This window comes from Serratia sp. CY33525, from assembly GCF_052169115.1.
GTDB lineage: Bacteria > Pseudomonadota > Gammaproteobacteria > Enterobacterales > Enterobacteriaceae > Serratia > Serratia sarumanii.
Genome location: NZ_JBJNLK010000002.1, coordinates 405,526 through 426,792, shown reverse-complemented (window position 1 = coordinate 426,792; position 21,267 = coordinate 405,526). Strand labels below are relative to the sequence as shown.

General features: G+C 58.6%; 18 protein-coding genes. 9 read left to right on the top strand and 9 right to left on the bottom strand.

The features are described from left to right. Positions 1 to 164: 164 nt before the first annotated feature. Positions 165 to 1,061, bottom strand: coding sequence for a LysR family transcriptional regulator (locus ACJ8IM_RS07065; RefSeq protein ID WP_033653371.1), 897 nt, complete (start codon positions 1,059 to 1,061; stop codon positions 165 to 167). A 132-nt stretch (positions 1,062 to 1,193) separates the two neighbouring features. Between ACJ8IM_RS07065 and ACJ8IM_RS07060 the strand changes: the two genes are divergently transcribed. Further along, positions 1,194 to 1,925, top strand: coding sequence for an isochorismatase family protein (locus tag ACJ8IM_RS07060; RefSeq protein WP_033653372.1), 732 nt, complete (start codon positions 1,194 to 1,196; stop codon positions 1,923 to 1,925). A 31-nt stretch (positions 1,926 to 1,956) separates the two neighbouring features. Here ACJ8IM_RS07060 and ACJ8IM_RS07055 read toward each other — a convergent pair whose 3' ends face one another. Next, positions 1,957 to 2,304 (bottom strand): antibiotic biosynthesis monooxygenase family protein, encoded by a 348-nt coding sequence (locus ACJ8IM_RS07055; RefSeq protein ID WP_033653373.1) that lies wholly within the window; start codon positions 2,302 to 2,304, stop codon positions 1,957 to 1,959. 175 nt (positions 2,305 to 2,479) lie between these two features. Between ACJ8IM_RS07055 and ACJ8IM_RS07050 the strand changes: the two genes are divergently transcribed. From ACJ8IM_RS07050 to ACJ8IM_RS07030, 5 genes are all read left to right on the top strand, one after another. Beyond that, positions 2,480 to 3,163, top strand: a complete 684-nt coding sequence (locus ACJ8IM_RS07050; protein ID WP_033653374.1) for an ArsR/SmtB family transcription factor — start codon at positions 2,480 to 2,482, stop codon at positions 3,161 to 3,163. Between the two features lie 74 nt (positions 3,164 to 3,237). Then, positions 3,238 to 3,945 carry a glutathione S-transferase N-terminal domain-containing protein gene (locus ACJ8IM_RS07045; RefSeq protein WP_033653375.1) on the top strand — a complete coding sequence of 236 codons (708 nt, stop codon included), beginning with the start codon at positions 3,238 to 3,240 and terminating at the stop codon, positions 3,943 to 3,945. 131 nt (positions 3,946 to 4,076) lie between these two features. Further along, positions 4,077 to 5,504, top strand: a complete 1,428-nt coding sequence (phoA, locus tag ACJ8IM_RS07040; RefSeq protein ID WP_033653376.1) for an alkaline phosphatase — start codon at positions 4,077 to 4,079, stop codon at positions 5,502 to 5,504. Between the two features lie 461 nt (positions 5,505 to 5,965). Beyond that, positions 5,966 to 7,546, top strand: coding sequence for a malate:quinone oxidoreductase (locus tag ACJ8IM_RS07035; protein WP_033653377.1), 1,581 nt, complete (start codon positions 5,966 to 5,968; stop codon positions 7,544 to 7,546). Positions 7,547 to 7,752: 206 nt separating this feature from the next. Beyond that, a complete protein-coding gene (locus tag ACJ8IM_RS07030; protein WP_033646824.1) occupies positions 7,753 to 8,211 on the top strand; it encodes a helix-turn-helix domain-containing protein in 459 nt (152 codons plus the stop codon). A gap of 73 nt (positions 8,212 to 8,284) precedes the next feature. Here the strand turns inward: ACJ8IM_RS07030 and ACJ8IM_RS07025 are convergent, their stop codons facing one another. The 4 genes from ACJ8IM_RS07025 to ACJ8IM_RS07010 are packed head-to-tail and all read right to left on the bottom strand — an operon-like array spanning position 8,285 to position 13,251. After that, positions 8,285 to 9,352 (bottom strand): fimbrial protein, encoded by a 1,068-nt coding sequence (locus tag ACJ8IM_RS07025; RefSeq protein ID WP_033647471.1) that lies wholly within the window; start codon positions 9,350 to 9,352, stop codon positions 8,285 to 8,287. A gap of 14 nt (positions 9,353 to 9,366) precedes the next feature. Next, positions 9,367 to 11,961: a fimbria/pilus outer membrane usher protein gene (locus tag ACJ8IM_RS07020; RefSeq protein ID WP_033646825.1), complete on the bottom strand. Its 2,595-nt coding sequence runs from the start codon at positions 11,959 to 11,961 to the stop codon at positions 9,367 to 9,369. A gap of 12 nt (positions 11,962 to 11,973) precedes the next feature. Then, complete coding sequence (locus ACJ8IM_RS07015; protein WP_033646826.1) at positions 11,974 to 12,660, bottom strand: fimbrial biogenesis chaperone; 687 nt, start codon at positions 12,658 to 12,660, stop codon at positions 11,974 to 11,976. 48 nt (positions 12,661 to 12,708) lie between these two features. Beyond that, on the bottom strand, positions 12,709 to 13,251 hold the full coding sequence (locus ACJ8IM_RS07010; protein ID WP_033647475.1) for a fimbrial protein: 543 nt from the start codon (positions 13,249 to 13,251) through the stop codon (positions 12,709 to 12,711). A 512-nt stretch (positions 13,252 to 13,763) separates the two neighbouring features. On the opposite strand from ACJ8IM_RS07010, the gene ACJ8IM_RS07005 reads away from it, so the two are divergent. The 3 genes from ACJ8IM_RS07005 (at position 13,764) to ACJ8IM_RS06995 (ending at position 16,904) form a co-directional block, all read left to right on the top strand. Next, positions 13,764 to 14,480, top strand: coding sequence for an EAL domain-containing protein (locus ACJ8IM_RS07005; protein ID WP_033637688.1), 717 nt, complete (start codon positions 13,764 to 13,766; stop codon positions 14,478 to 14,480). 21 nt (positions 14,481 to 14,501) lie between these two features. Beyond that, positions 14,502 to 15,092 (top strand): LuxR family transcriptional regulator, encoded by a 591-nt coding sequence (locus ACJ8IM_RS07000; protein WP_004939094.1) that lies wholly within the window; start codon positions 14,502 to 14,504, stop codon positions 15,090 to 15,092. Between the two features lie 186 nt (positions 15,093 to 15,278). Continuing rightward, positions 15,279 to 16,904 carry an FMN-binding glutamate synthase family protein gene (locus tag ACJ8IM_RS06995; RefSeq protein ID WP_033653380.1) on the top strand — a complete coding sequence of 542 codons (1,626 nt, stop codon included), beginning with the start codon at positions 15,279 to 15,281 and terminating at the stop codon, positions 16,902 to 16,904. A gap of 109 nt (positions 16,905 to 17,013) precedes the next feature. On the opposite strand, the gene betA is transcribed toward ACJ8IM_RS06995, so the two are convergent. The 3 genes from betA to betI form a co-directional block, all read right to left on the bottom strand. Further along, positions 17,014 to 18,681 carry a choline dehydrogenase gene (gene betA, locus ACJ8IM_RS06990; RefSeq protein WP_033637685.1) on the bottom strand — a complete coding sequence of 556 codons (1,668 nt, stop codon included), beginning with the start codon at positions 18,679 to 18,681 and terminating at the stop codon, positions 17,014 to 17,016. Between the two features lie 138 nt (positions 18,682 to 18,819). Next, the gene (betB, locus tag ACJ8IM_RS06985) at positions 18,820 to 20,292 is read right to left on the bottom strand and encodes a betaine-aldehyde dehydrogenase (protein ID WP_033653381.1); all 1,473 of its coding nucleotides are present in this window, start codon (positions 20,290 to 20,292) and stop codon (positions 18,820 to 18,822) included. Between the two features lie 14 nt (positions 20,293 to 20,306). After that, positions 20,307 to 20,909 (bottom strand): transcriptional regulator BetI, encoded by a 603-nt coding sequence (betI, locus tag ACJ8IM_RS06980; protein ID WP_033653382.1) that lies wholly within the window; start codon positions 20,907 to 20,909, stop codon positions 20,307 to 20,309. Positions 20,910 to 21,267: the final 358 nt, after the last annotated feature.

The window sequence follows — 21,267 nt, the reverse complement described above, 5'->3', positions numbered from 1 at the left end:
GCTCTCCGGTCGTTGCCGGAAGGGGATAAAAAACCCGCCTGCCGGCGGGTTTTTATTGGCGACACACGCGCTATCCCACCCTTTGGAGAAGGGTGATAATAATTTGCGCGAATGGGCGGTAGGATTTTTTCATAGCTAATGAATATGACAATCGTGCGCCGTTGTCAATTCGCCGTCATCAATCCCTGTTCTCGCACAAATTCGGTGAATAAACTCACTTTCTGCTGCACATGCCGGCGCGTCGGGTAAACCGCAAAAACCTGATGCACGTCGGCAATCTGTTCAGGGAACAGCCGCACCAGCCTGCCGGCGGCGATCTCGGGGTCCGCCACGAACGACGGCAGCGAACCGATGCCCAGTCCCGCCACCAGCATATCCCGCAGCATCAGGCTGTTGTTGGCGATCAACCGGGGAGTGAACGTCACGCTCAGGCTCTCCTCACCGGCGGTGAACTGCCACTGCCCCGGCCTTTCCGCCAGGGAATAGGCCAGACAGCTGTGTCGCTGCAATTCATTCGGCGTTTGCGGCACGCCGTGCTGCGCCAAATAGCCGGGCGCGGCGCAAATTCGCTGGTGCACTTCACCCAGCGCCCGGGCGCTGAGGGAAGAATCCGGCAGCCGTCGGCGAATGCGCAAGGAAATATCGAAACCGGCCGCCACCACGTCCAATACCCTGTCGTCCAACGTCAGCTCCACCTGCAGCTGCGGGTAACGTTGCATAAACGGCGGCAGCAGTGGCGACAACACCGTCAGGCCGAACGAAAGCGGCGCATTGACCCGCAGCGTGCCGGAGACCTGCTGCGCGCTGGCGGCAACCGTCTGCTCCAGCGCGTCGAACTCGCCGAGCAACCGACAGGCTTCCTGGTAATAGAGCTGCCCGGCTTCGGTCAGGCCCATGCTGCGGGTAGTGCGCACCAGCAACAGCGTCCCCAACCGATTTTCCAACTGCTTAATCTGCTTGCTCAACGCCGCCGGCGTGATCGCCAGATCCTCCGCCGCCTTATAAAAACTGTTGCGCTCAACCACGCGACGAAAGGCGCGCATCGTCAGTAGCACGTCCATATTATGTCCTGATGGTTAATTATAAATTCAATAAAACACAGATTATTAACTTCAACAACCTCAGTAGACTTTATTCAACCGCCTCCCTGAGTGAGAGGTGAATTTAATCTACTGATAATCATGGAGTTAATAATGAAAAAGACCCTGTTCGCCCTGATGCTCGGCCTGAGCGCCGCCGCCGCCCCCGTCGCCGCGCTGGCGCAATCCCCCGTCGCCGACAGCCGCCAAGCGGGTTATGTGCAGCCGCTGACCGCCGAGAACAGCCTGTTGCTGTTGGTCGATCTGCAGGACATGTTCGGCATGACCATTTCCTCTATCGATCAAACCAACCTGGTCAATAACGCCGCCGGCATCGCCAAGGCCGCCAAGGTGTTCAACGTGCCGACCATTCTGGCCTCGGCCAACGCCAAAAGCTTCGCGGGGCCGGTATTCCAGCCGGTGACGCAGGCACGCCCGGATCTGCAGGTGTACGATCGCACCGCCATCAACGTCTGGCAGGACCGGCGCGTGGTGGATCTGATCAAACAATCCGGCCGCAAGAAAATCATCATCGGCGGGCTGTGGACTGCCAGCTGCGTGATGCTGCCGGCGCTGTCCGCCCTGGGCGAGGGTTATGAGGTTTATATCCTGTCGGACGTCACCGGCGACATTACGCCAGACAGCCAAAACAACGCCATGCAGCGTCTGGTACAGGCGGGCGCCACGCCCATCAACTGGGTGGCGTTGATGCTGGAATGGCAGCAGGACTGGAGCCGCAAAGCCACGGCGGGAGGCGTATTGCAGATCGCCCGCGACCACGGCGCCGCCTGGGGGATGGGCGCCAGCTACGCCGGGGCAATGAAGGTGGGCAGCGAAGCGAAATAACGGACGAAAGCCCGCCGCCGGCGGGCTTTTTTCAGGTGCGGTGATAACAACGGCTATCCTGCGGCGCCTGGTCGCGTCTCTCCAGCCCGTAGTCCCGCACCACCTCCGCCACCCGCAGCCGATAGTGCGCCAGCACCTCGCCACGTCCGCGCGCCTGCGCCGCCCGGTGCTGCTCGAGATTGCGCCACTGCTGCACCGCCGCCTCGTCGCGCCAGAAGGAGAGCGACAGCAGGCGCGCAGGATCGGCCAGGCTTTGAAAGCGCTCGATGGAGATGAATCCGTCGATCTGCGCCAGCAGCGGCTTCAGCTCCGTCGCCAACGCCAGATAGGTATCACGCTGCCCGTCGGCGGCCTGCAGTTCAAAAATCACGGCGATCATTATCGTCTCCTCTCAACGGTAAAACTCAGGTACGCGCGCATTGTAGGAATGGCGCCACCGCACCGATTCCAACGCCCACTCATCAATATCCAGCGAACACAGACGCACAGCACCAGAATGCGACAGCCACAGGTTAGCAATGGACGCGCAGTCATACTTCGTCTAACCTCGAAGTATGCATAACATCGACCTAGAAGATCGTTTGGCGGCGCTGAGCGCCGCCATCGCCGACCGCACCCGGGCGCGCATGCTGTGCCTGTTGATGGATGGGCGCGCCTACACCGCCACCGAGCTCAGCGCGGCGGTCGAGGTCGCCCCGTCCACCGCCAGCGCACATCTGGCGAAACTGCTGGAGCAGCGGCTGATCGCCTGCGTCAAACAGGGGCGCTACCGCTATTTTCGGCTGGCCGGGCAACCGGTGGCCGAAGCGCTGGAAGGCCTGATGGCGCTGGCGGGCGTGCCGCGCACGTCGGTGAAAAGCAGCACGCCCACCACGCTGCAATATGCCCGCACCTGCTACGACCATATGGCGGGCGAGGTGGCGGTGAAGCTGCACGATCGGCTGCATGCGCTGAATTGGCTGAGCGGTGAGGAAGACTACCGGTTAAGCGACGCCGGTCAGGCCGCGCTGGCGCGGCTGGGCGTCGATTGCTCCCCCGCCCCTACCCGCCGCCGCTTCGCCTGCGGCTGCCTGGACTGGAGCGAACGCCGCTCTCACCTCGGCGGCGCGCTGGGCGCCGCACTGTTGGCCGCCTTTATCCACCGCGGCTGGATCGTCCGCCGGCTCGACAGCCGCGAGTTGCAGCTGACCCCTGCCGGTAAAAAAGCGCTGGCAGCACATTTTGAACTCACGGTGTAACCCGGCGGCGGGGTAGTTTTACTGCAATACTCACGGGGTACGCTTAAGCCACCCCGCCAACCCGAGGAGTTTCCATGCTCGATTCCACCCAATTCCCGATCGTCAAACGCTGGCCGGCTCAGCATCCTGAAAGGCTGCAGCTCTATTCCCTGCCGACGCCGAACGGCGTCAAAGTGTCCATCATGCTGGAAGAGATCGGCCTGCCCTATGAGGCGCACCTGATCGACATCGGCAACAACGAAACCTGGACGCCGGAATTCCTGGCGCTGAACCCGAACGGCAAGATCCCGTCGATCATCGATCCCGACGGCCCCGGCGGCCGGCCGCTGCCGCTGTTCGAATCCGGCGCCATTCTGCTCTACCTGGCGGAAAAGAGCGGCCGTTTCCTGCCGCAGGATCCGGCGCAGCGTTACGAAACCATTCAGTGGGTGTTCTTCCAGATGGCCGCCGTCGGCCCGATGTTCGGCCAGCTCGGTTTCTTCCACAAATTCGCCGGGCGCGCGTATGAAGATAAGCGGCCGCTGGAGCGCTACAAAAACGAATCGAAACGCCTGCTCGGCGTGCTGGAAACGCGCCTGGAAGGCCGCGACTGGATCATGGGCTCGGACTACACCATCGCCGATATCTCGCTGCTGGGCTGGGTGCGCAACCTGATCGGCTTCTATGAGGCGCGCGAACTGGTAGAGTTCGACAGTTTCCCCCGCGTCGCGCAGTGGCTGGAACGCGGTCTGGCGCGGCCGGCGGTGCAGCGTGGGCTCACTATACCGGCGCGCGCGGCCTGATCGTCAAACGGGATGGCCGCCGGGCCGTCCCGCTTTCCGTTGTCATAAAATTGTCATCCCTCTGCTCTACTCTCCTTACGTAACAATTTGATGTTATTTACATTGTTGTATTACGACAAGGAGCTTGCCCCATGCAACCTGCTGTATCCCTGATCGCCGGCGCCGTGCTGTCCGCCCTGCTCTGTTCCTCCGCCATCGCGGCAGAAAACTCGGCCAATGCCGATGGCCTGACCGAGCGCGCCGCGCGCGGCACCCTCACCGAACCGGGCGGCGCCCGTCGTCTGGCCGGCGATCAGACCGCCGCGCTGAAGGCGTCGCTGTCGGACAAAACGGTGAAAAACGTGATCCTGCTGATTGGCGACGGCATGGGAGACTCCGAGATCACCGCCGCCCGCAACTATGCCGAGGGCGCAGGCGGTTACTTCAAGGGCATCGACGCCCTGCCGCTGACCGGGCAATACACCCACTACTCGCTGGACAAGAAAACCCACAAACCGGATTACGTAACCGACTCCGCCGCCTCCGCCACCGCCTGGGCCACCGGGGTGAAAACCTATAACGGCGCGCTCGGCGTGGACGTGAACGGCAAAGACCAGCCGACGCTGCTGGAGATCGCCAAGGCGGCCGGCAAGGCCACCGGCAACGTCTCCACCGCCGAACTGCAGGACGCCACGCCGGCGGCGCTGGTGTCGCACGTTACCTCGCGCAAATGCTACGGCCCGGAGGAAACCAGCGAGAAATGCGCCGCTAACGCGCTGGAAAACGGCGGCCGCGGTTCCATCACCGAGCAGTTGCTGAAAACCCGTGCCGACGTCACGCTGGGCGGCGGCGCGAAATCCTTCAACCAACTGGCGAAAAGCGGCGAATGGCAAGGAAAATCGCTGAAAGATCAAGCGGCGGCGCAAGGTTATCAGTGGGTGAGCAACGCGGATGAACTGCAGGCCGTTACCCTGGCCAATCAGCAAAAACCGCTGCTGGGCCTGTTCGCCGACGGCAACATGCCGGTGCGCTGGCTGGGGCCGAAAGCCAGCTATCACGGCAACCTCGACAAACCGGCGGTGACCTGCGAAAACAACCCGGCGCGCACCGCGGCCACGCCAACGCTGGCGGCGATGACCGAAAAAGCGATCGCGCTGCTGAAAGACAACCCGAACGGCTTTTTCCTGCAGGTAGAGGGCGCGTCGATCGATAAGCAGGATCACGCCGCCAACCCGTGCGGGCAGATTGGTGAGACCGTCGATCTGGACGAGGCGGTGCAAAAAGCGCTGGCCTTCGCCCGCGCCGACGGCAACACGCTGGTGATCGTCACCGCCGACCACGCGCACTCCAGCCAGATCGTCGCCGCCGACGCCAAAGCGCCGGGCCTGACCCAGACACTGACCACCAAAGACGGCGCGCCGATGACCCTCAGCTACGGCAACTCGGAAGAGGAATCGCAGGGGCACACCGGCACCCAGCTGCGCGTCGCGGCCTACGGCCCGCACGCCGCCAACGTGGTGGGGTTGACCGATCAGACCGATCTGTTCTTCACCATGCGCGATGCGATGGGCATCAAATAACCGCCTTGTGAATCCTGGCCGCCCGCAACGGTGGCCGTTTATTATTGGTTACCGATGCGTATTTGCAATTTAACCGCAATTATTGTGTGATAACGAAATAACGTTTAATTACGCGACAATTAACCCCTGAAAATAACGCGGTTATATGGCCTTACTCCCCTCTCTGTTTATTCCTGCGACAGCAACCGGCCTATTTTTGCTTATATTCATTTTTTTTAGTTACAAAAGTAGTTTTTAACATTCTCGCAAACAATAATACCCCGCCAGTAACGTGAACCGATCAATTTGCATCCGGACGGCCTGCAATAGTTCACTTTTCGTTAAAAACCCTATTAACAAAAAGGCATTATCGCTGCCTATCGGCACACGCCGGGCGGTCGGCTTCACTATTTTCCAGGGTAACTCCCGCTAAATTCTTTCACCTGCAATGAGTAGAATTTACACACAAGAGATTTAATTCAATGAGAAAATTACTCGTCCTGATTTTCAGTCTCAGCCTGTTTAGCGTTACGCAGCAGGCGGCGGCTGAAGAGAAGAATAAAACCATCGACGTGGTGTTGATCGGCGGCGGCATCATGAGCGCCACCTTGGGCACCTATCTGCATGAGCTGGAGCCGACCTGGACCATCGACATGTACGAGCGCATGAACGGCGTGGCGGAAGAGAGCTCCAACGGCTGGAACAACGCCGGCACCGGCCACTCCGCCTTCAGCGAAATGAACTACACGCCGGAAAAAGCCGATGGCACCATCGACATCAGCAAGGCGGTGAAGGTCAACGAGTCTTTCGAAATCTCTCGCCAGTTCTGGTCTTATCAGGTGAAAAACAATGTCCTGAAAGATCCGAAATCCTTCATTAACAGCGTGCCGCACATGAGCTTCGTGTGGGGCGACGACAACGTCAACTTCCTGCGTAAACGCTACGCGGCGCTGCAGCACAGCACCCTGTTCCGCGGCATGGAATACTCCGAAGATCCTGCGCAAATCAAACAGTGGGCGCCGCTGGTGATGAACGGCCGCGATCCGGCGCAGAAAATCGCCGCGACCCGCATGCCGCTGGGTACCGACGTCAACTTCGGCGTGATCACCCACCAGCTGGTTGACGCGCTGAGCACCAGCGACAAGTTCAAGCTGAACCTGAGCCACGAAGTGCGCGACATCAAGCGCAACGCCGATCAGACCTGGAGCGTGACCGTTGCCGATCTGAACCGCGACGGTAAAGAAACCACCGTTAACGCCAAGTTCGTGTTCATCGGCGCAGGCGGCGCCTCCCTGACCCTGCTGCAGAAATCCGGCATCCCTGAAGCCGACGGCTACGGCGGCTTCCCGGTCGGCGGCCAGTTCCTGGTCACCACCAACCCGGCGATCGCCAACCAGCACCTGGCCAAAGTGTATGGCCTGGCCAGCGTAGGTTCGCCGCCGATGTCCGTGCCGCACCTGGATACCCGCATGCTGGACGGCAAGCGCGTACTGCTGTTCGGGCCATTCGCCACCTTCTCCAGCAAGTTCCTGAAGAACGGTTCGCTGTTCGATCTGCTGCACTCGCTGAGCACCTCGAACCTGATGCCGATGACCCACGTCGGTCTGGATAACTTCGATCTGGTGAAATACCTGGTCGGCCAGCTGATGATGAACGACGACGATCGCTTCGCCGCGCTGAAAGAGTACTTCCCGGACGCCAAGCAGGAAGACTGGAAGCTGTGGACCGCAGGCCAGCGCGTGCAGATCATCAAGAAAGACGCGGATAAAGGCGGCGTGCTGCAGTTCGGCACCGAAGTCGTGAGCTCTGAAGACGGCAGCATCGCCGCTCTGCTGGGCGCGTCACCGGGCGCTTCCACCGCTGCGCCAATCATGCTGCACCTGATGGAAACCGTGTTCAAAGACAAAGTGGCGACGCCGGAATGGCAGAGCAAACTGAAAGAGATCATCCCGTCCTACGGCCACAAGCTGAACGGCGATATCGAGATGACCAACAAGATCCGCGGCTACACCAGCAGCGTGCTGGGTCTGAACTACATTGAAGTGAAACCGGAAACCAACTGATTTTCCACTCGTTTCCTGCTGGAAAGGCCGCTTTATGCGGCCTTTCTTTTATCCCCCTGCGATTCAAAGAGCATTTTTGGTCACCTTTTTCCCCCCGGTTTACCCTTGCGTAACGGCGCACTCGCGCCTATTATCAAAGTATATTCTTGGATAATTAAGCTAAGTCACTGTGACCTGAATGTCGTTTTTGCGGGAGAACTAAAACCATGGATCGCGTCAATATCATTCACGATTTACTAGACTGGATTGAAACTCATCTGGACCAGCCGCTGCTGCTGGATAACGTCGCCGCCAAGTCGGGCTACTCCAAATGGCACCTGCAGCGCATGTTCCGCAGCACCACCGGCCACGCGCTCGGCAGCTATATCCGCGAGCGGCGCCTGTCGCAGGCGGCGCAGGCGCTGCGCTCCACCCCGCGCCCGATCCTGGATATCGCCCTGCAATACCATTTCGATTCTCAGCCTTCGTTCTCACGCGCCTTCAAGAAACAGTTCGGCAAAACCCCGGCGGTGTATCGCCGCACCACCCGCTGGGACGTGGCGGAATGGCCGGCGCAGCCGGTGGAAGTGGAGGCCGAGCCACGCCACGATGCCCCCACGCTGCCTCGTTGGTATGCAGGCAAACCGCCGGAAGGCGTTTGCACCACCTGGATGGGGCTGCGCTGATAAACGCGGCATAACACGTAAAAAGGGTTCAGTTCTCGCGAACTGAACCCTTTTTAATTGAAGCGACACCGGATTATTTGAAGGTGACGTCAACGTTGGCGGTGGCGTTGAACACCCCGGTCTTCGGCGTATTGGTCAACCACTTCAGGTTCGCGATAAAGGTCTCTTTCACTTCGTTCTGCTTATCCTGCAGCACGCCGCCGAAATCCACGTTGGTTTGCAGTGGGATCGGCGTTTTGTTGGTGTCGCGTTGCTGAGTCAGGAAGATCGCCACGCCCGGTTTGGTGGTCGGCAGGATCTGCGTGTTATCTGACGGATCGGCGTTGGTGCTGCTGAAACTGGCCTGCAGAGACTGGCCGGCACACTCGCCGCCGCTCAAGGTCGCCTTGATATCGAACGGCACCTGCTTGGCGATAGTGCCGGTTTTGGCGCTGGACGTCGTCAACACACCGAAATCGACGCTGGCGCCGTTGTTGGCCAACACGGTGATCTGCGGATTGCACTGGATCACGCGGATCTTGTCCAAACCTTTGATATAGGCGTTAAAGTTGCTGTCTTTGGTGGCGTTCAGGCCCAACTCACCATCGATCTGGAACAGCGAAGCGCGCGCCAGCGGCGGGAAGTTACCCGCCGGCGGTTTCACCCCGGTGGCTTTGATATACACCGAATAAGTGGCGGTCACCGCCTGAGGATCGGCTTTCCTTCTATTACTGCCCGGTTTGGTACCCGGCCCCAAATCAGGGCCCGTCGGCCGGTTGGAACTTTGCTTCAGGTTGATCGCATCATAATCACGCCCGTTGATCGACACCCCAATCTCCAACGACTTATCCAGTGCGCCGAACGAGTTCTGCGGGTTCCAATAGATGTAAGCGTTCTCTCCACGCGGGTAGTTGTCGGTATCCCAGCAGGTAAAGGTGGAGGTAAAGTTCTGCGAACGCCAAATCAGGTTGCCTTTAACAAAGTCGCTGGCAGCCAACACGATCGGGCGGCCGACGTCGATATCCTGCGTCACGCTGCCGGTTGGCCTGCTACTGCCGGTCGAGTTGCCGAAACGGCACTGCATCGCCGCCGCCTGTTGCGCCATCGCCAACCCCGCCAGCCCCACCACCGACAGAAGTGTGTTACGTGCTAATTTGCTCAAGTTCATGGTGTACCTTACAGTTTTTGGCATTGCAGGGTCAGTTCCTGATATCCCATGGCCGCTTGTTTATCGCCCACGTCCGCCGGGATCGGCAGTACGCATTGCTGGTCGGCTTTCGGCCCCCATTTGATCGTCAGTTTCTCACCCGCTTTCACGCCGGAAACATAGGTTGCGCCTTCCAGGCCCACGGTGCCGCTGTTGCGGCCGGACTCGTTGAACACGCCGGCGCCGATGGCCGGATAACCGTTGTCACCCAGACGAGCATGAATCAGCAGGCTGACGCCCTTGAAGGTATCGAAACTCACCTTCACCACCGATTTCTCGGTCGGCACCACTTGCTTACTGGCCACCGGCACATCCAGGCCCGGGCCGAAATCTTCGGTGCGCAGCGCCACATAGTTGTAGCGGTACGGGTTGGCCGACGGCACAACCGCATAACCGAAGCGATCGATGGTCACGCCCGGCTGGTTTTCCAGACGCACGCCTTTGGCGTCTTTCGCTTCCACCAGCAAGATAGTGTTCTGCAACGGCTGCGTCAGCGTCGCGCCGCCGGAGTGCACCAGCAGGCCGCCGGAGAGGCCCACCCCTTCCTGACGGTATTTCGAGCTGTAGGCATAGCTACCGTCGATGTTACCGATGCTGCTGCTGTAGCCCAGGTTCAGGTTGCTGCTCTGACCGGAGGACTGCGTATGCCCGGTGGAAACCGAATAGTTCATGCGACGATCGTCCAGCATGGTGCCGCTGATGCCGGTTGAGTAGCTGTCGCCGCTCTGTTTGCTGTGCGCCGCGCTGAAGTTGGCAGTGGTCGAATTGTTGCTCTGGCCCCAATCCAACGGGATCGACATCGTGAAGTTCACGCTGCGATCGGAATAGCCGTACTGGCCGCGCGTATCCTGTAGATAAACGCCGTAGGAAATGCGCTTGAAGCCGTCGTTGTAACCCAACTGAATCGTGCGATCGTTACCGGATACGCCCCAGTAGTTCTGATGGCTCACGTTGGCGTACAGGCTGGCCCCCGCCCACAGCTGCTGGCTGAGCGACAGCTCGACGCGTTCGCGCTTGTTGCCGTAGCGCGCGGTGTATCGAGTGCGTTTCTGATTGTTGCTCCAGGAAGGCTGGCCCGGCTGCAGATCGTTCGGATCCCAGTAATCATTGGCATAAATGCCGTTGCGCCAGCTGTTGCGCTCCTGGACCGCATCGCTGAGATCATAGTAACCGGAAGTCGCATAGCGATAGCCCGCCAACTGGAAGTTGGTGCCCATCTGGTTGAGCGATTTGGAGTACAGGAAACGGAAGCTCTGCCCCTGCTTGCGATCGCCGTTCGCCAGCTCGGTATCGGAGATCGAACCGTCCACGGAGATGGCACCCCACGATCCCAGGCTCTTACCGATACCCACGGCAGCGGAACGGTAGTGCTCGGCAATGATGGCGCCGCCGAACGGCGTCAGGCCATAGTTCATGCCGTATGCCGCAGTACCCTGAATCAGCTTCGGCTGATAGCCACCGTTACCGTTGTGGTATTTACCGGCGGTCAGCTGGAAGTTCCAAATGCCTTCGCGCAGCATGTTGGCCACGGAAGAGTAGGCGACGCTGAACGTTTTATGCGAACCGTCGGCCTCGTTGACGGTCACCTGCAGGTCACCGTTGTTGGTATGCGGATAGACGTCGTGGATCTCGAAAGGACCCGGCGCGACGTTGGTGCTGTAAATGACGTAACCGTTCTGGCGAATCTCGACGCGGGCGTTGGTCGCCGCCACGCCGCGCACCACCGGCGCATAACCGCGCAGGCTGTCCGGCAGCATGTCGTCAACACTGGAGAGTTGTACCCCGCGGAACTGGAAGCTGTTGAACACGCTGTTGTTGGTGCTCGCCTGCCCCATCACCAAACGGCTGCGCCATGGCACGATGTCGGTCTCGGCCCAGGAAGAGACGTTGGTCCAGTTGCTGCTGCTGCCACTCTGTTTGTCCCAGGTGGAGTTGTTGCGCAGGCGCCATCTGCCCAGGTTAAGGCCGCTGTTCAACGCGAGGAACATGTACTCGCTGTCGTCAGCGTCATCTTTGCGATAGCTGTTCTTGTTGTAGTTGAAGTTATAGTTGGCGAACAGCGCGTTGATGCCTTCATCGTACATGCTTGGCGGGATCGCGCCGATAGCGCTCAGATCCATCATGGTCTGAGGTACGGAAATGTTGATCTGCTGCACCGCCGCGTCATAGCTGACGGTGGCGTCTTTAACCAACGCAGGCAGATCAACGCAGCTGCCGGCCTGCAGCGTTTCCGGCAGTTTGATGCCGTAGTTGCGCAGGTCTTCAACTTTCAGGCAGGGTTGAGACGCGGTCTGGCCTTTAACCTGACGAAAAGTAACATCCTTATGATCGACCTGAGTCAGGTTGACGTAGATGTCGAATGGGTAAACGCCCGGTTGCAAAGCATCGCCCTGAGCGACCGCTTCCGCGTTGCTCAGGTTTTCATCGCCGTGAATAAACGACATGTTAAACTCTGCCAGCGCCGCTTCACTCCAGAACATCGGCGCACTGGCGGCAATGATTGCAATTCGGATCAGCTGTGTCAGCCGCGTCGTTCCGCCTGCTACTTTTCGTTGATTTGCCATTCCCTGTCTCTCTTATTGTACTGGAACGTCCTTGACTTCCGTTCTACCGCCAAAATCGTTGATATAACTGAAAGCAATCTTGTTGCCGACGCTGACGCCCGCCGGGATGCTGATCGATAAGCGATCTTTCGGGCTCACCATGTTGGCGTCCACATCCACGGTCTTGCCCGCGCTGTTTTTCAAATGCAGCGCCCCAAAGGTAATATGCAGCGGGCCATCGTTAATCACTTGCAGACGTGAACCTTCACGCTGCCAACGCAAGTTTTGTACTTGCTCGTCCAGCGTCGTTTTCAACGCCACCGGCCGGTAAAAAAGTTTGATTCGAGTACGCACCGCAACCTGCAGCACGTTTTCTTGCTTCGGCGCCGGCGGAATTTCCTGCACGTTAATCCACAGCAGGGTTTCTTTATCCTGAGGTAAGCCATTACCGGAATAGATAAAGCGCAGAACTGCAGTTTTGGCAGCGTCCAATTTCAGAATAGGTGGAACGACAACGACAGGCAGATTTTTCGGCACTTGGTTTCTGTCACCGGTGTCTAGCCAGGTCTGCACCATATAAGCTTCTGAAGCATCGTTATGAATCGGCAGAGAGGCGGATTTGTCGTCGCCTTTATAGATCACGCGAGTGGCATCTACCTGGATACCGGCGTAGCTGTTAAAGGTGCCCAGCATCAGCAGAGCAGCAAAGAACTTTTTCATCGGTTTCCTCTACGGGCCATCCTTGGCCGTGTGTGTCCTGAAAGACGATTATTTGTATTCGATAGTGAACGGGCTGGTGGCGTTAGCCAGACCTGCAGTTACGTTGCTGTCGAATGAACGGTAACGAGCCTGCAGGTTGAAGGTCGCTTTACCGTCAGCAGCGATGGTGACTTTCGCTACGTCGTCGTTGATGTTGGAACCGTCGCCGATAGCGAATGGCTTGCCGTTGTTATCGGTGATTTCGATACCCACGCCGGTAGCTGCAGCGCCAGTGCCGCCAACGTTGCTTACGGACAGCAGGTCTGGGTTGCCGGCAACGGTGTTACCGTCGAAACGCAGGCTGTAATCACCGGCATCACATTTTTCCAGAGAGATCTGGAAAGCTTTAGAAGCGGATTTAGAACCCACGGTTGGGAAAGCAGAAGTTGGGTAAGTACCCAGGTAAACTTCTTTATTCTGAGTATCGCTAGTTACCTGGCAGGTAGACTGTTTGATTTCACCGGTGAATTTAACAGTGCCGTTTGCTGCCATTGCGTTGGAAGCAGTTGCAGACAATACCAGGGCAGCCAAAGGCAATAATACTTTTTTCATTTCCAGCTCCATAGAACAATAAAATAATCGATTCAGTGGCGGGCTTATATATATTGCCGCCACTGAGCATACACTCAGCGATAGCACTCCCTTGCTGAAAAGGAGCGTTGCCTCGATGAACTCATTGCCGGACGAAATATAGACTAAGCATATTCTTAATGTTAAATCGTTTAAAACATTCATAAGGCCCCTCTTGATAGGAATAAACTATCGGCGAATACCTATCGATCGATGTTGACGATTCATATGAATAGGAATAATCTGTGTTTGGGAAAGCTGCAGAGTTCAAGATTTTGCATTAAGGCCTGAAAATCAGCATATTATCCCGAATATTTACATTTAGTAACAGATTGCGACATTTGGACTTTGGCACGAATTACACGTTAAATGGTCTGTCGACACGCTTCGGCCATTCTGGCGCTTTAAATAAGAAATTTACCAATAAACCTGGAGTAACTTTCTTTTTAATCATTTGAAATCAACAAGTTAAATATCAATCCAAGGATTGGGAAATGAGTGGTTCTTTCAGAGAGAAAAATAACGGCATTAATTATGTTTTTCAGCCAATGTTCGCGAAATCGGGACAATTGCTGGCCGTTGAATGTCTGTCTCGCTTTACGTTTAATAGCGAATACGCTCATTTTTCTCCTGAACAGTTCTTTCGCCACGCCGATAGCGCCACCCGGATTGAGATTTTGATGGATCAGATCAATCTGATCGATAAATACAAACACTGGTTTCATGAAAACCAAGTGATAGCCACTTTGAATGTTGACGATTATTCTCTGCAATCGCTGGCGAATACTCACTTTGCCGAAAGAATTAATGCCATGCGCTGTATTCATTTCGAGATCAGCGAGAATTCAACCCGGCTGGTGAAAGATCGCGTGCACGGCGATCCGTCATTGAATAGTTATTCATTTTGGCTCGATGATTTTGGTTCTGGCTATGCGGGTTTTTCCGCGTTGTACAACAGCCAGTTCCGCTTCGTTAAGCTCGACCGTTTTCTGCTCTGGGACTTCATGAAAAAGTCCGGCGGCGAGGGCTTGATGCGCGCATTACTGCGCTTCTTTTACCTTAATCATTACAAGGTAATTATCGAAGGAGTTGAAACTCCCGAACACAAGAAATGGCTGGATGAAATGCCATATTACGCACTGCAGGGAAAGCTGTGGAAGGAATCCAGCATCAAGGATTTGAACTCGCTTCTTACAGCTGAATACTTTTAACTCGGTATTGGTGTTTGCCCTATGTCTAAAAACAACGTTCTTGTGATTAGTGAGTGTAAGTACAGCTATGTTGGCCTGTCGGTGCTGCTGAAGAAACACTACGGCGCGTACGATATCCGCCTGTTTTCCGATTTCATGCACGGCGGCGCCAAAGCAGAGAAGATCACCAAGCACGATATCGCGCTGATTTTCACCTCGCAAAACCTGGAGCAGAGCGTTAACGTGATCGAAAGCCTGGTGTCCCTGCACCAGCAGTACAACAGCAAAACGCGCCTGTTGGTGTTCTACGACGACGAGCGCGTGGTGAAACTGCTGTCGATCCTGGGAATTTCCGTTGAGTTGGTCTCTACCCGCATTCCGCTTTATTCGCTGCAGGAAAAAATCCAGCGGCTGTTGGAAAGCAAAGAACCGGGCGGCATCAGAGTGCAGAAAACCCGCGAGCTCAGCCCGGCAGAAAGCGACGTGATCTTCAATCTGCTGCGCGGCGACAGCCTGCTGCACATTGCGGAAAAGCGCGGCACGCACCCGAAAACCATCTTCTCGCAAAAATACAGCGCGATGAAAAAGCTGCGGCTGCGCAGCATGAGCACCATCTTCGTCGCCGGCAAATAAACATCCTGGCTTGTTGCGCGGTACGCCGCGCGGCAACCCGTCTCCCCTGCCGCCACGTTAAATTAATGTAACAACCGGCGACAAAGCAGCAACAGACACACAACATCTCCTCCTGTTGGCTACGATTCGCACACGGATTATCCGTGAGTCATGTCGTGTGGATTAAAATAAACATCAGGAGATGTTATGAAGTCGTCCTTATTCAGCCGCTATACCTGCTTTGTGCTGAGCATCTTGCTCACCCTGGCTTTCTTGATCATGATGCACAACTATCCGTGGTTCTGGCTGCCGGCCCTGGCCTGCGGTTGCCTGATGGTGTTGGGTATCTACGATCTCACCCAGCAGCGCCACGCCATCTGCCGTAACTACCCGATCATCGGCCGCATGCGCTTCTTCTTCGAGTTCATCCGCCCGGAACTGCGCCAGTATTTCCTCGAGCAGGATAATGAAGAGATCCCGTTTTCGCGCACCCAGCGCACGCTGGTGTATCGCCGGGCGAAAAACGAGATGGGCGACAAACCGTTCGGCACCCTGCTGGACGTCTACCAAACCGGCTATGAGTGCATCGGCCACTCCATGCGGCCGGTGGAAGCCGCCGACCCAACCAGTTTCCGCATCACCATCGGCGGCCCCGACTGCCGCCAGCCTTACTCCGCGTCGATCTTCAACATTTCTGCCATGAGTTTCGGCGCGCTCTCCGCCAACGCCATTCGCGCGCTCAACCTCGGCGCGGCCAAGGGCAATTTCTACCACGACACCGGCGAGGGCAGCATCAGCCGCTATCACCGTGAAAACAACGGCGATCTGGTGTGGGAGCTGGGCAGCGGCTATTTCGGCTGCCGCACCGCCGACGGCCATTTCGATCCGCGGCGCTTTGCAGAACAGGCGCAAAGCCCGCAGGTGAAAATGATTGAAATCAAGCTCAGCCAGGGCGCCAAACCCGGCCACGGCGGCATTCTGCCGGCGAAAAAGGTGGATGCGGAAATCGCCGCCACCCGCGGCGTGCCGGAAGGGGTCGATTGCATCTCGCCAGCGTCGCACAGCGCCTTCACCACCCCGCTGGAAATGATGCATTTCATCCAACAGCTGCGCGAGCTGTCAGGCGGCAAGCCGGTCGGTTTCAAGCTGTGCATCGGCCACCCGTGGGAGTTCGTCGCCATCGTCAAGGCGATGCTGCACACCCGCATCCTGCCGGATTTCATCGTGGTGGACGGCAAGGAAGGCGGCACCGGCGCCGCGCCGCTTGAGCTTTCCAACTATATGGGCATGCCGCTGCGCGAAGGGCTGCTGTTCGTGCATAACACGCTGGTAGGCTGCGGCCTGCGCGACCAGATCAAGATAGGCGCCAGCGGCAAGATCATCAGCGCGTTCGACATCGCCAGCGTGCTGGTGCTCGGCGCCGACTGGGTGAACTCGGCGCGCGGCTTTATGTTCGCCGTCGGCTGCATCCAGTCGCAGAGCTGCCACACCAACCACTGCCCGACCGGCGTAGCGACGCAAGATCCGCTGCGGCAAAAGGCGCTGGTGGTGCCGAACAAGGCGGAACGCGTCTACCACTTCCATCAAAATACGGTGAAAGCGCTGGCGGACATGTTGGCGGCGGCCGGCGTCAGCCGCCCGGAGCAGCTGACCTCGCACCATATGCTGCGCCGCATCACGCCGACCGAGATCAAGGTGTACGCCGATATCTATTACTACCTGGAGCCGGGCGCGCTGCTGCAACCGGAGATCAAAAGCGAGTTCTACGCCCGCATGTGGCGCATGGCGACGCCCACCAGTTTCGATCAGGCGATCTCGCTGCCGGCGGCATGATGGGATAAGGAATAAAAAGAGAGTTGCCCCCTCGCCTTGGGGAAGAGCATATGGAGAGGGGTTGCTTGCTACGGCGGCCCTCCCCCTCAACGGCGAGAGGGCGTGTCGGTTACTGTTTGCGCACCGGCGCATCGCCGGCGACGTAATAGTCGGCGGTGCTGCGCGGCAGCGGCGCGCGCTGGCGAATGCGATCGGCTAACTTCTCGGCGATCATGATGGTGGTGGCGTTCAGGTTGCCGGTGATGATCAGCGGCATGATTGACGCATCCACCACCCGCAATCCTTCCATGCCATGCACCCGGCCCTGCCCATCGACCACCGCCATCTCATCCTCGCCCATCTTGCACGAGCAGGACGGGTGGAAGGCGGTTTCGGCGTGCTCGCGCACGAAGGCGTCCAGCTGCTCGTCGGTCTGCACCTCCGGCCCCGGGCTTATCTCGCGGCCACGGTATTCGTCCAAAGCCGGCTGCGCCATGATCTCGCGCGTGATGCGAATAGCGTCGCGGAACTCCTGCCAATCCTGTTCGGTCGACATGTAGTTGAACAGAATGCTCGGGTGCTGGCGCGGATCTTTCGACTTCACCTGCACCCGGCCGCGGCTCGGCGAACGCATCGAGCCGACGTGCGCCTGGAAGCCGTGCTCTTTCACCGCGTTGCTGCCGTTGTAGTTAATCGCCACCGGCAGGAAGTGATACTGAATGTTCGGCCAGGCGAACTCTGCGCGGCTGCGGATGAAGCCGCCGGCCTCGAACTGGTTGCTGGCGCCAACGCCGGTACCGTTGAACAGCCATTCCGCGCCGATCTTCGGCTGGTTGAACCATTGCAGCGCCGGGTACAGCGACACCGGTTTCTTACAGGCGTACTGCAGGTACATCTCCAGGTGATCCTGCAGGTTTTCCCCGACGCCCGGCAGATCGTGCACCACCTTGATATCCAGGCGGTTCAGCAGCGCCGCCGGGCCGACGCCCGAACGCTGCAGGATCTGCGGCGAGGCGATGGCGCCGGCGCACAGCAGCACTTCGCGCCGCGCTTTGGCGTGGGTCAGCTGATTGCTGTCGCCCTGCAAATAGTTGACGCCCACCGCACGCTTGCCGTCGAACACGATGTGGTCGGTCAGCGCATGGGTGACGATCTTCAGGTTCGGCCGCGAACGCGCCTGATCCAGATAGCCGCGGGCGGTGCTGGCGCGGCGCCCTTTCGGCGTCACGGTGCGATCCATCGGGCCGAAGCCTTCTTGTTGGTAACCGTTCAGATCGTCGGTGCGCGGGTAACCCGCCTGCACGCCGGCTTCCACCATAGCGTGGAACAGTTCGTTGTTACCGGCTTTCGGCGTGGTGACGCTCACCGGACCCTCGCCGCCGTGATAGTCGTTCGGGCCGATATCGCGGGTTTCCGCCTTGCGGAAATACGGCAGGCAGTCCAGATAGGTCCAGTCTTCCAGACCCGGCGCCTTAGCCCAGTTATCGAAGTCCATCGCGTTGCCGCGAATGTAACACATACCGTTGATCAGGGACGAACCGCCCAGCCCTTTGCCGCGGCCGCATTCCATCCGGCGATTGTTCATGTGCGGCTCAGGATCGGTCTCATACGCCCAGTTATAGCGGCGGCCCTGCAGCGGAAACGCCAGCGCGGCCGGCATCTGGGTACGGAAATCCATCCGGTAATCCGGGCCGCCGGCTTCCAGCAGCAGGACGCTGACGTCGGCATCTTCGGTCAATCGGGTGGCTAACACGTTGCCGGCGGAACCGGCACCGATAATGATGTAGTCAAATTCCATTCATTATCTCCTTACTTTTATAGGCCTGCACGATGCGAAAACGCGAGGCGCGGCTCCGCAACAGGCGGTGTATTTTGGCTCTCTAAAGATTGTCGGCCGCAGCCAACGCGGCTGCGGCTCGAAAGACGACGGGGATAGTTAAAATACCGAGGCGTATTCGCCCAGCTCAACCTGCACCGATTTGATCTGGGTGTAGTGTTCCAGCGTAGTCAGGCCGTTCTCGCGGCCAACGCCGGACTGCTTGTAGCCGCCGACCGGCATTTCCGCCGCCGACTCGCCCCAGGTGTTGATCCAGCAAATGCCGGCTTCCAGCTGGTGGATCACGCGGTGCGCGCGCGCCAGATCGTTGGTCACCACGCCCGCGGCCAGGCCGAAGGTGGTATCGTTGGCGCGGCGCACCACTTCCTCTTCGCTCTGGTAGCTGAGAATGCTCATCACCGGCCCGAAGATCTCCTCGCGCACGATTTCCATGTCGTCGCGGCAGTCGCTGAATACCGTCGGCGCCACGTAAGCGCCCTTGCCGAATTCGCCGTGGGTGACGCGTTCGCCGCCGCACAGCAGACGCGCGCCGCTGTTCTTGCCGCTTTCGATAAAGCGCAGCACCGATTCCATGTGCGCGAAGCTGACCAGCGGCCCGAAGTTGGTCTGCGGGTCGGTCGGATCGCCGAGGCGAATGCGCTTCACGCGCTCGAGGATTTTCGCCTCAAACTGCGCCTGCAGCGCCGCCGGCACGAAGACGCGGGTGCCGTTGGTGCACACCTGGCCGGAGCTGTAGAAGTTGGCCATCATGGCGATATCGGCGGCGCGATCCAGATCGGCGTCGTCGAAGATAATCAGCGGCGACTTGCCGCCCAGCTCCATGGTGACTTCTTTCAGCGTCGACCCCGACGCGTTGGCCATCACCTTCTTGCCGGTTTTCACCCCGCCGGTGAAAGAGACTTTGGCGATGCCCGGATGGTCAGTCAGGTACTGCCCAACTTCCGCGCCGCTGCCGGTCACCACGTTGAAGACACCGTCCGGCAGGCCGGCTTCGGTGTAAATTTCCGCCAGCTTCAGCGCCGTCAACGACGTGACTTCGCTCGGCTTGAAGATCATCGCGTTGCCTGCCGCCAGCGCCGGCGCGGACTTCCACAGCGCGATTTGAATCGGGTAGTTCCAGGCACCGATGCCGGCCACCACGCCCAGCGGTTCGCGGCGGGTGTAGACGAATGAGGTTTCGCGCAGCGGGATCTGTTCGCCTTCAATGGCCGGGATCAGGCCGGCGTAATACTCCAGCACGTCGGCGCCGGTGACGATGTCCACCGCGGTGGTTTCCGACATCGCTTTGCCGGTATCCAGCGTTTCCAGCGCCGCCAGTTCATCGTTGCGCTCGCGCAGAATATCCACCGCGCGGCGCAGGATGCGCGAACGCGCCATCGCCGTCATCGCCGCCCACACCTTCTGCCCGCTGGCCGCGCTGGCCACTGCACGATCGACGTCTTCAGCGCCGGCGGCCTGGACTTCTGCCAGAACTTCGCCGTTCGCCGGGTTGATGGCGTTGAAGGTTTTTCCAGCGGTGCTGTCTACATAGGCGCCATGAATATAGAGCTTCTGCAAGCCAAAACGGGACATAGGATCTCCTTGAGTTATCCTCCGGGCGGCGTCTGCCCCCGGAGTTGGAACGTGATGTATTCGGTCGTGAGCGCCAGCGCCTGTGCCTGATTGAACGCCGAGCCGCGCAGCGCGCTGCGCAGCCACAGTCCGTCGATCAGCGCCGCCAGCCCCTTGGCCGCCAACCGCGCCTGCGGCTGCGGCATGACGCGGCGAAACTCGGCGCACAGGTTGGAATAGAGCCGGCGGCCGTTCACCTGCTGCAGCCGGTTGAGCTGCGGTTGGTGCAGACTGCTGGCCCAAAAGGCCAGCCAGGTCTTCATCGCCGCGCTGTTGATCTGGCTGTCGTCGAAGTTGCCGGCGACGATCGCCTGCAGCCGCGCCACCGGGCTGTTATCGGTCAGCGCCTGCAAGCGCAGCTTCACCGCCTCGCCCAGATGGCTGATCAGATAGCGCATCGTGGCTTCCAGCAGGCCGTTCTTGTCCTTGAAATAATGGCTGATGATGCCGTTGGAAACGCCGGCCCGCCGCGCGATCTGCGCGATGGTGGCGTCATGCATTCCCACTTCGTTTACCGCGGCGAGCGTGGCATCAATCAACTGCTGCCTTCTGATTGGCTGCATTCCTACCTTTGGCATATTTCGACTCTCACAAAACCGACTTCGGCCTTATCTCAGCGGGCAAATTTCACTGCCGTTTCGCCCGTGATTCAGGTCATCATGGGGACTATTAAACTTTTTTTTGATTGAACGTTCAATAAAAATTGCATATATTTTATTGCCGCCTGGTTAAAAATTTGTACTATCTGGTTGTGGAACTGGCTGATTTTTGTGAGGTAATTAACGAATCTGACCAAAATCAGTGGCTGTAAGCGGTTCCCGCCGCGAAGCGCGCCGGCGCTTCGTTAACAGGCGAAAGCGGCGTTACTCAGGCCCTCCTGATGGGGTGGCCGCCGCCTTCATTCGCCCGTTTTCCGGCGGCGCCAACGCGCCCCGA

Coding starts and splice junctions, on each gene's coding strand:
- ACJ8IM_RS07020 (WP_033646825.1), bottom strand. CDS start 11,961: ATGGCAAATCAACGAAAAGTAGCAGGCGGAACGACGCGGCTGACACAG.
- ACJ8IM_RS06995 (WP_033653380.1), top strand. CDS start 15,279: ATGAAGTCGTCCTTATTCAGCCGCTATACCTGCTTTGTGCTGAGCATC.
- ACJ8IM_RS07015 (WP_033646826.1), bottom strand. CDS start 12,660: ATGAAAAAGTTCTTTGCTGCTCTGCTGATGCTGGGCACCTTTAACAGC.
- ACJ8IM_RS07000 (WP_004939094.1), top strand. CDS start 14,502: ATGTCTAAAAACAACGTTCTTGTGATTAGTGAGTGTAAGTACAGCTAT.
- ACJ8IM_RS07010 (WP_033647475.1), bottom strand. CDS start 13,251: ATGAAAAAAGTATTATTGCCTTTGGCTGCCCTGGTATTGTCTGCAACT.
- ACJ8IM_RS07045 (WP_033653375.1), top strand. CDS start 3,238: ATGCTCGATTCCACCCAATTCCCGATCGTCAAACGCTGGCCGGCTCAG.
- ACJ8IM_RS07055 (WP_033653373.1), bottom strand. CDS start 2,304: ATGATCGCCGTGATTTTTGAACTGCAGGCCGCCGACGGGCAGCGTGAT.
- ACJ8IM_RS07035 (WP_033653377.1), top strand. CDS start 5,966: ATGAGAAAATTACTCGTCCTGATTTTCAGTCTCAGCCTGTTTAGCGTT.
- ACJ8IM_RS07030 (WP_033646824.1), top strand. CDS start 7,753: ATGGATCGCGTCAATATCATTCACGATTTACTAGACTGGATTGAAACT.
- betA (WP_033637685.1), bottom strand. CDS start 18,681: ATGGAATTTGACTACATCATTATCGGTGCCGGTTCCGCCGGCAACGTG.
- ACJ8IM_RS07050 (WP_033653374.1), top strand. CDS start 2,480: ATGCATAACATCGACCTAGAAGATCGTTTGGCGGCGCTGAGCGCCGCC.
- ACJ8IM_RS07005 (WP_033637688.1), top strand. CDS start 13,764: ATGAGTGGTTCTTTCAGAGAGAAAAATAACGGCATTAATTATGTTTTT.
- ACJ8IM_RS07060 (WP_033653372.1), top strand. CDS start 1,194: ATGAAAAAGACCCTGTTCGCCCTGATGCTCGGCCTGAGCGCCGCCGCC.
- betB (WP_033653381.1), bottom strand. CDS start 20,292: ATGTCCCGTTTTGGCTTGCAGAAGCTCTATATTCATGGCGCCTATGTA.
- ACJ8IM_RS07065 (WP_033653371.1), bottom strand. CDS start 1,061: ATGGACGTGCTACTGACGATGCGCGCCTTTCGTCGCGTGGTTGAGCGC.
- betI (WP_033653382.1), bottom strand. CDS start 20,909: ATGCCAAAGGTAGGAATGCAGCCAATCAGAAGGCAGCAGTTGATTGAT.
- phoA (WP_033653376.1), top strand. CDS start 4,077: ATGCAACCTGCTGTATCCCTGATCGCCGGCGCCGTGCTGTCCGCCCTG.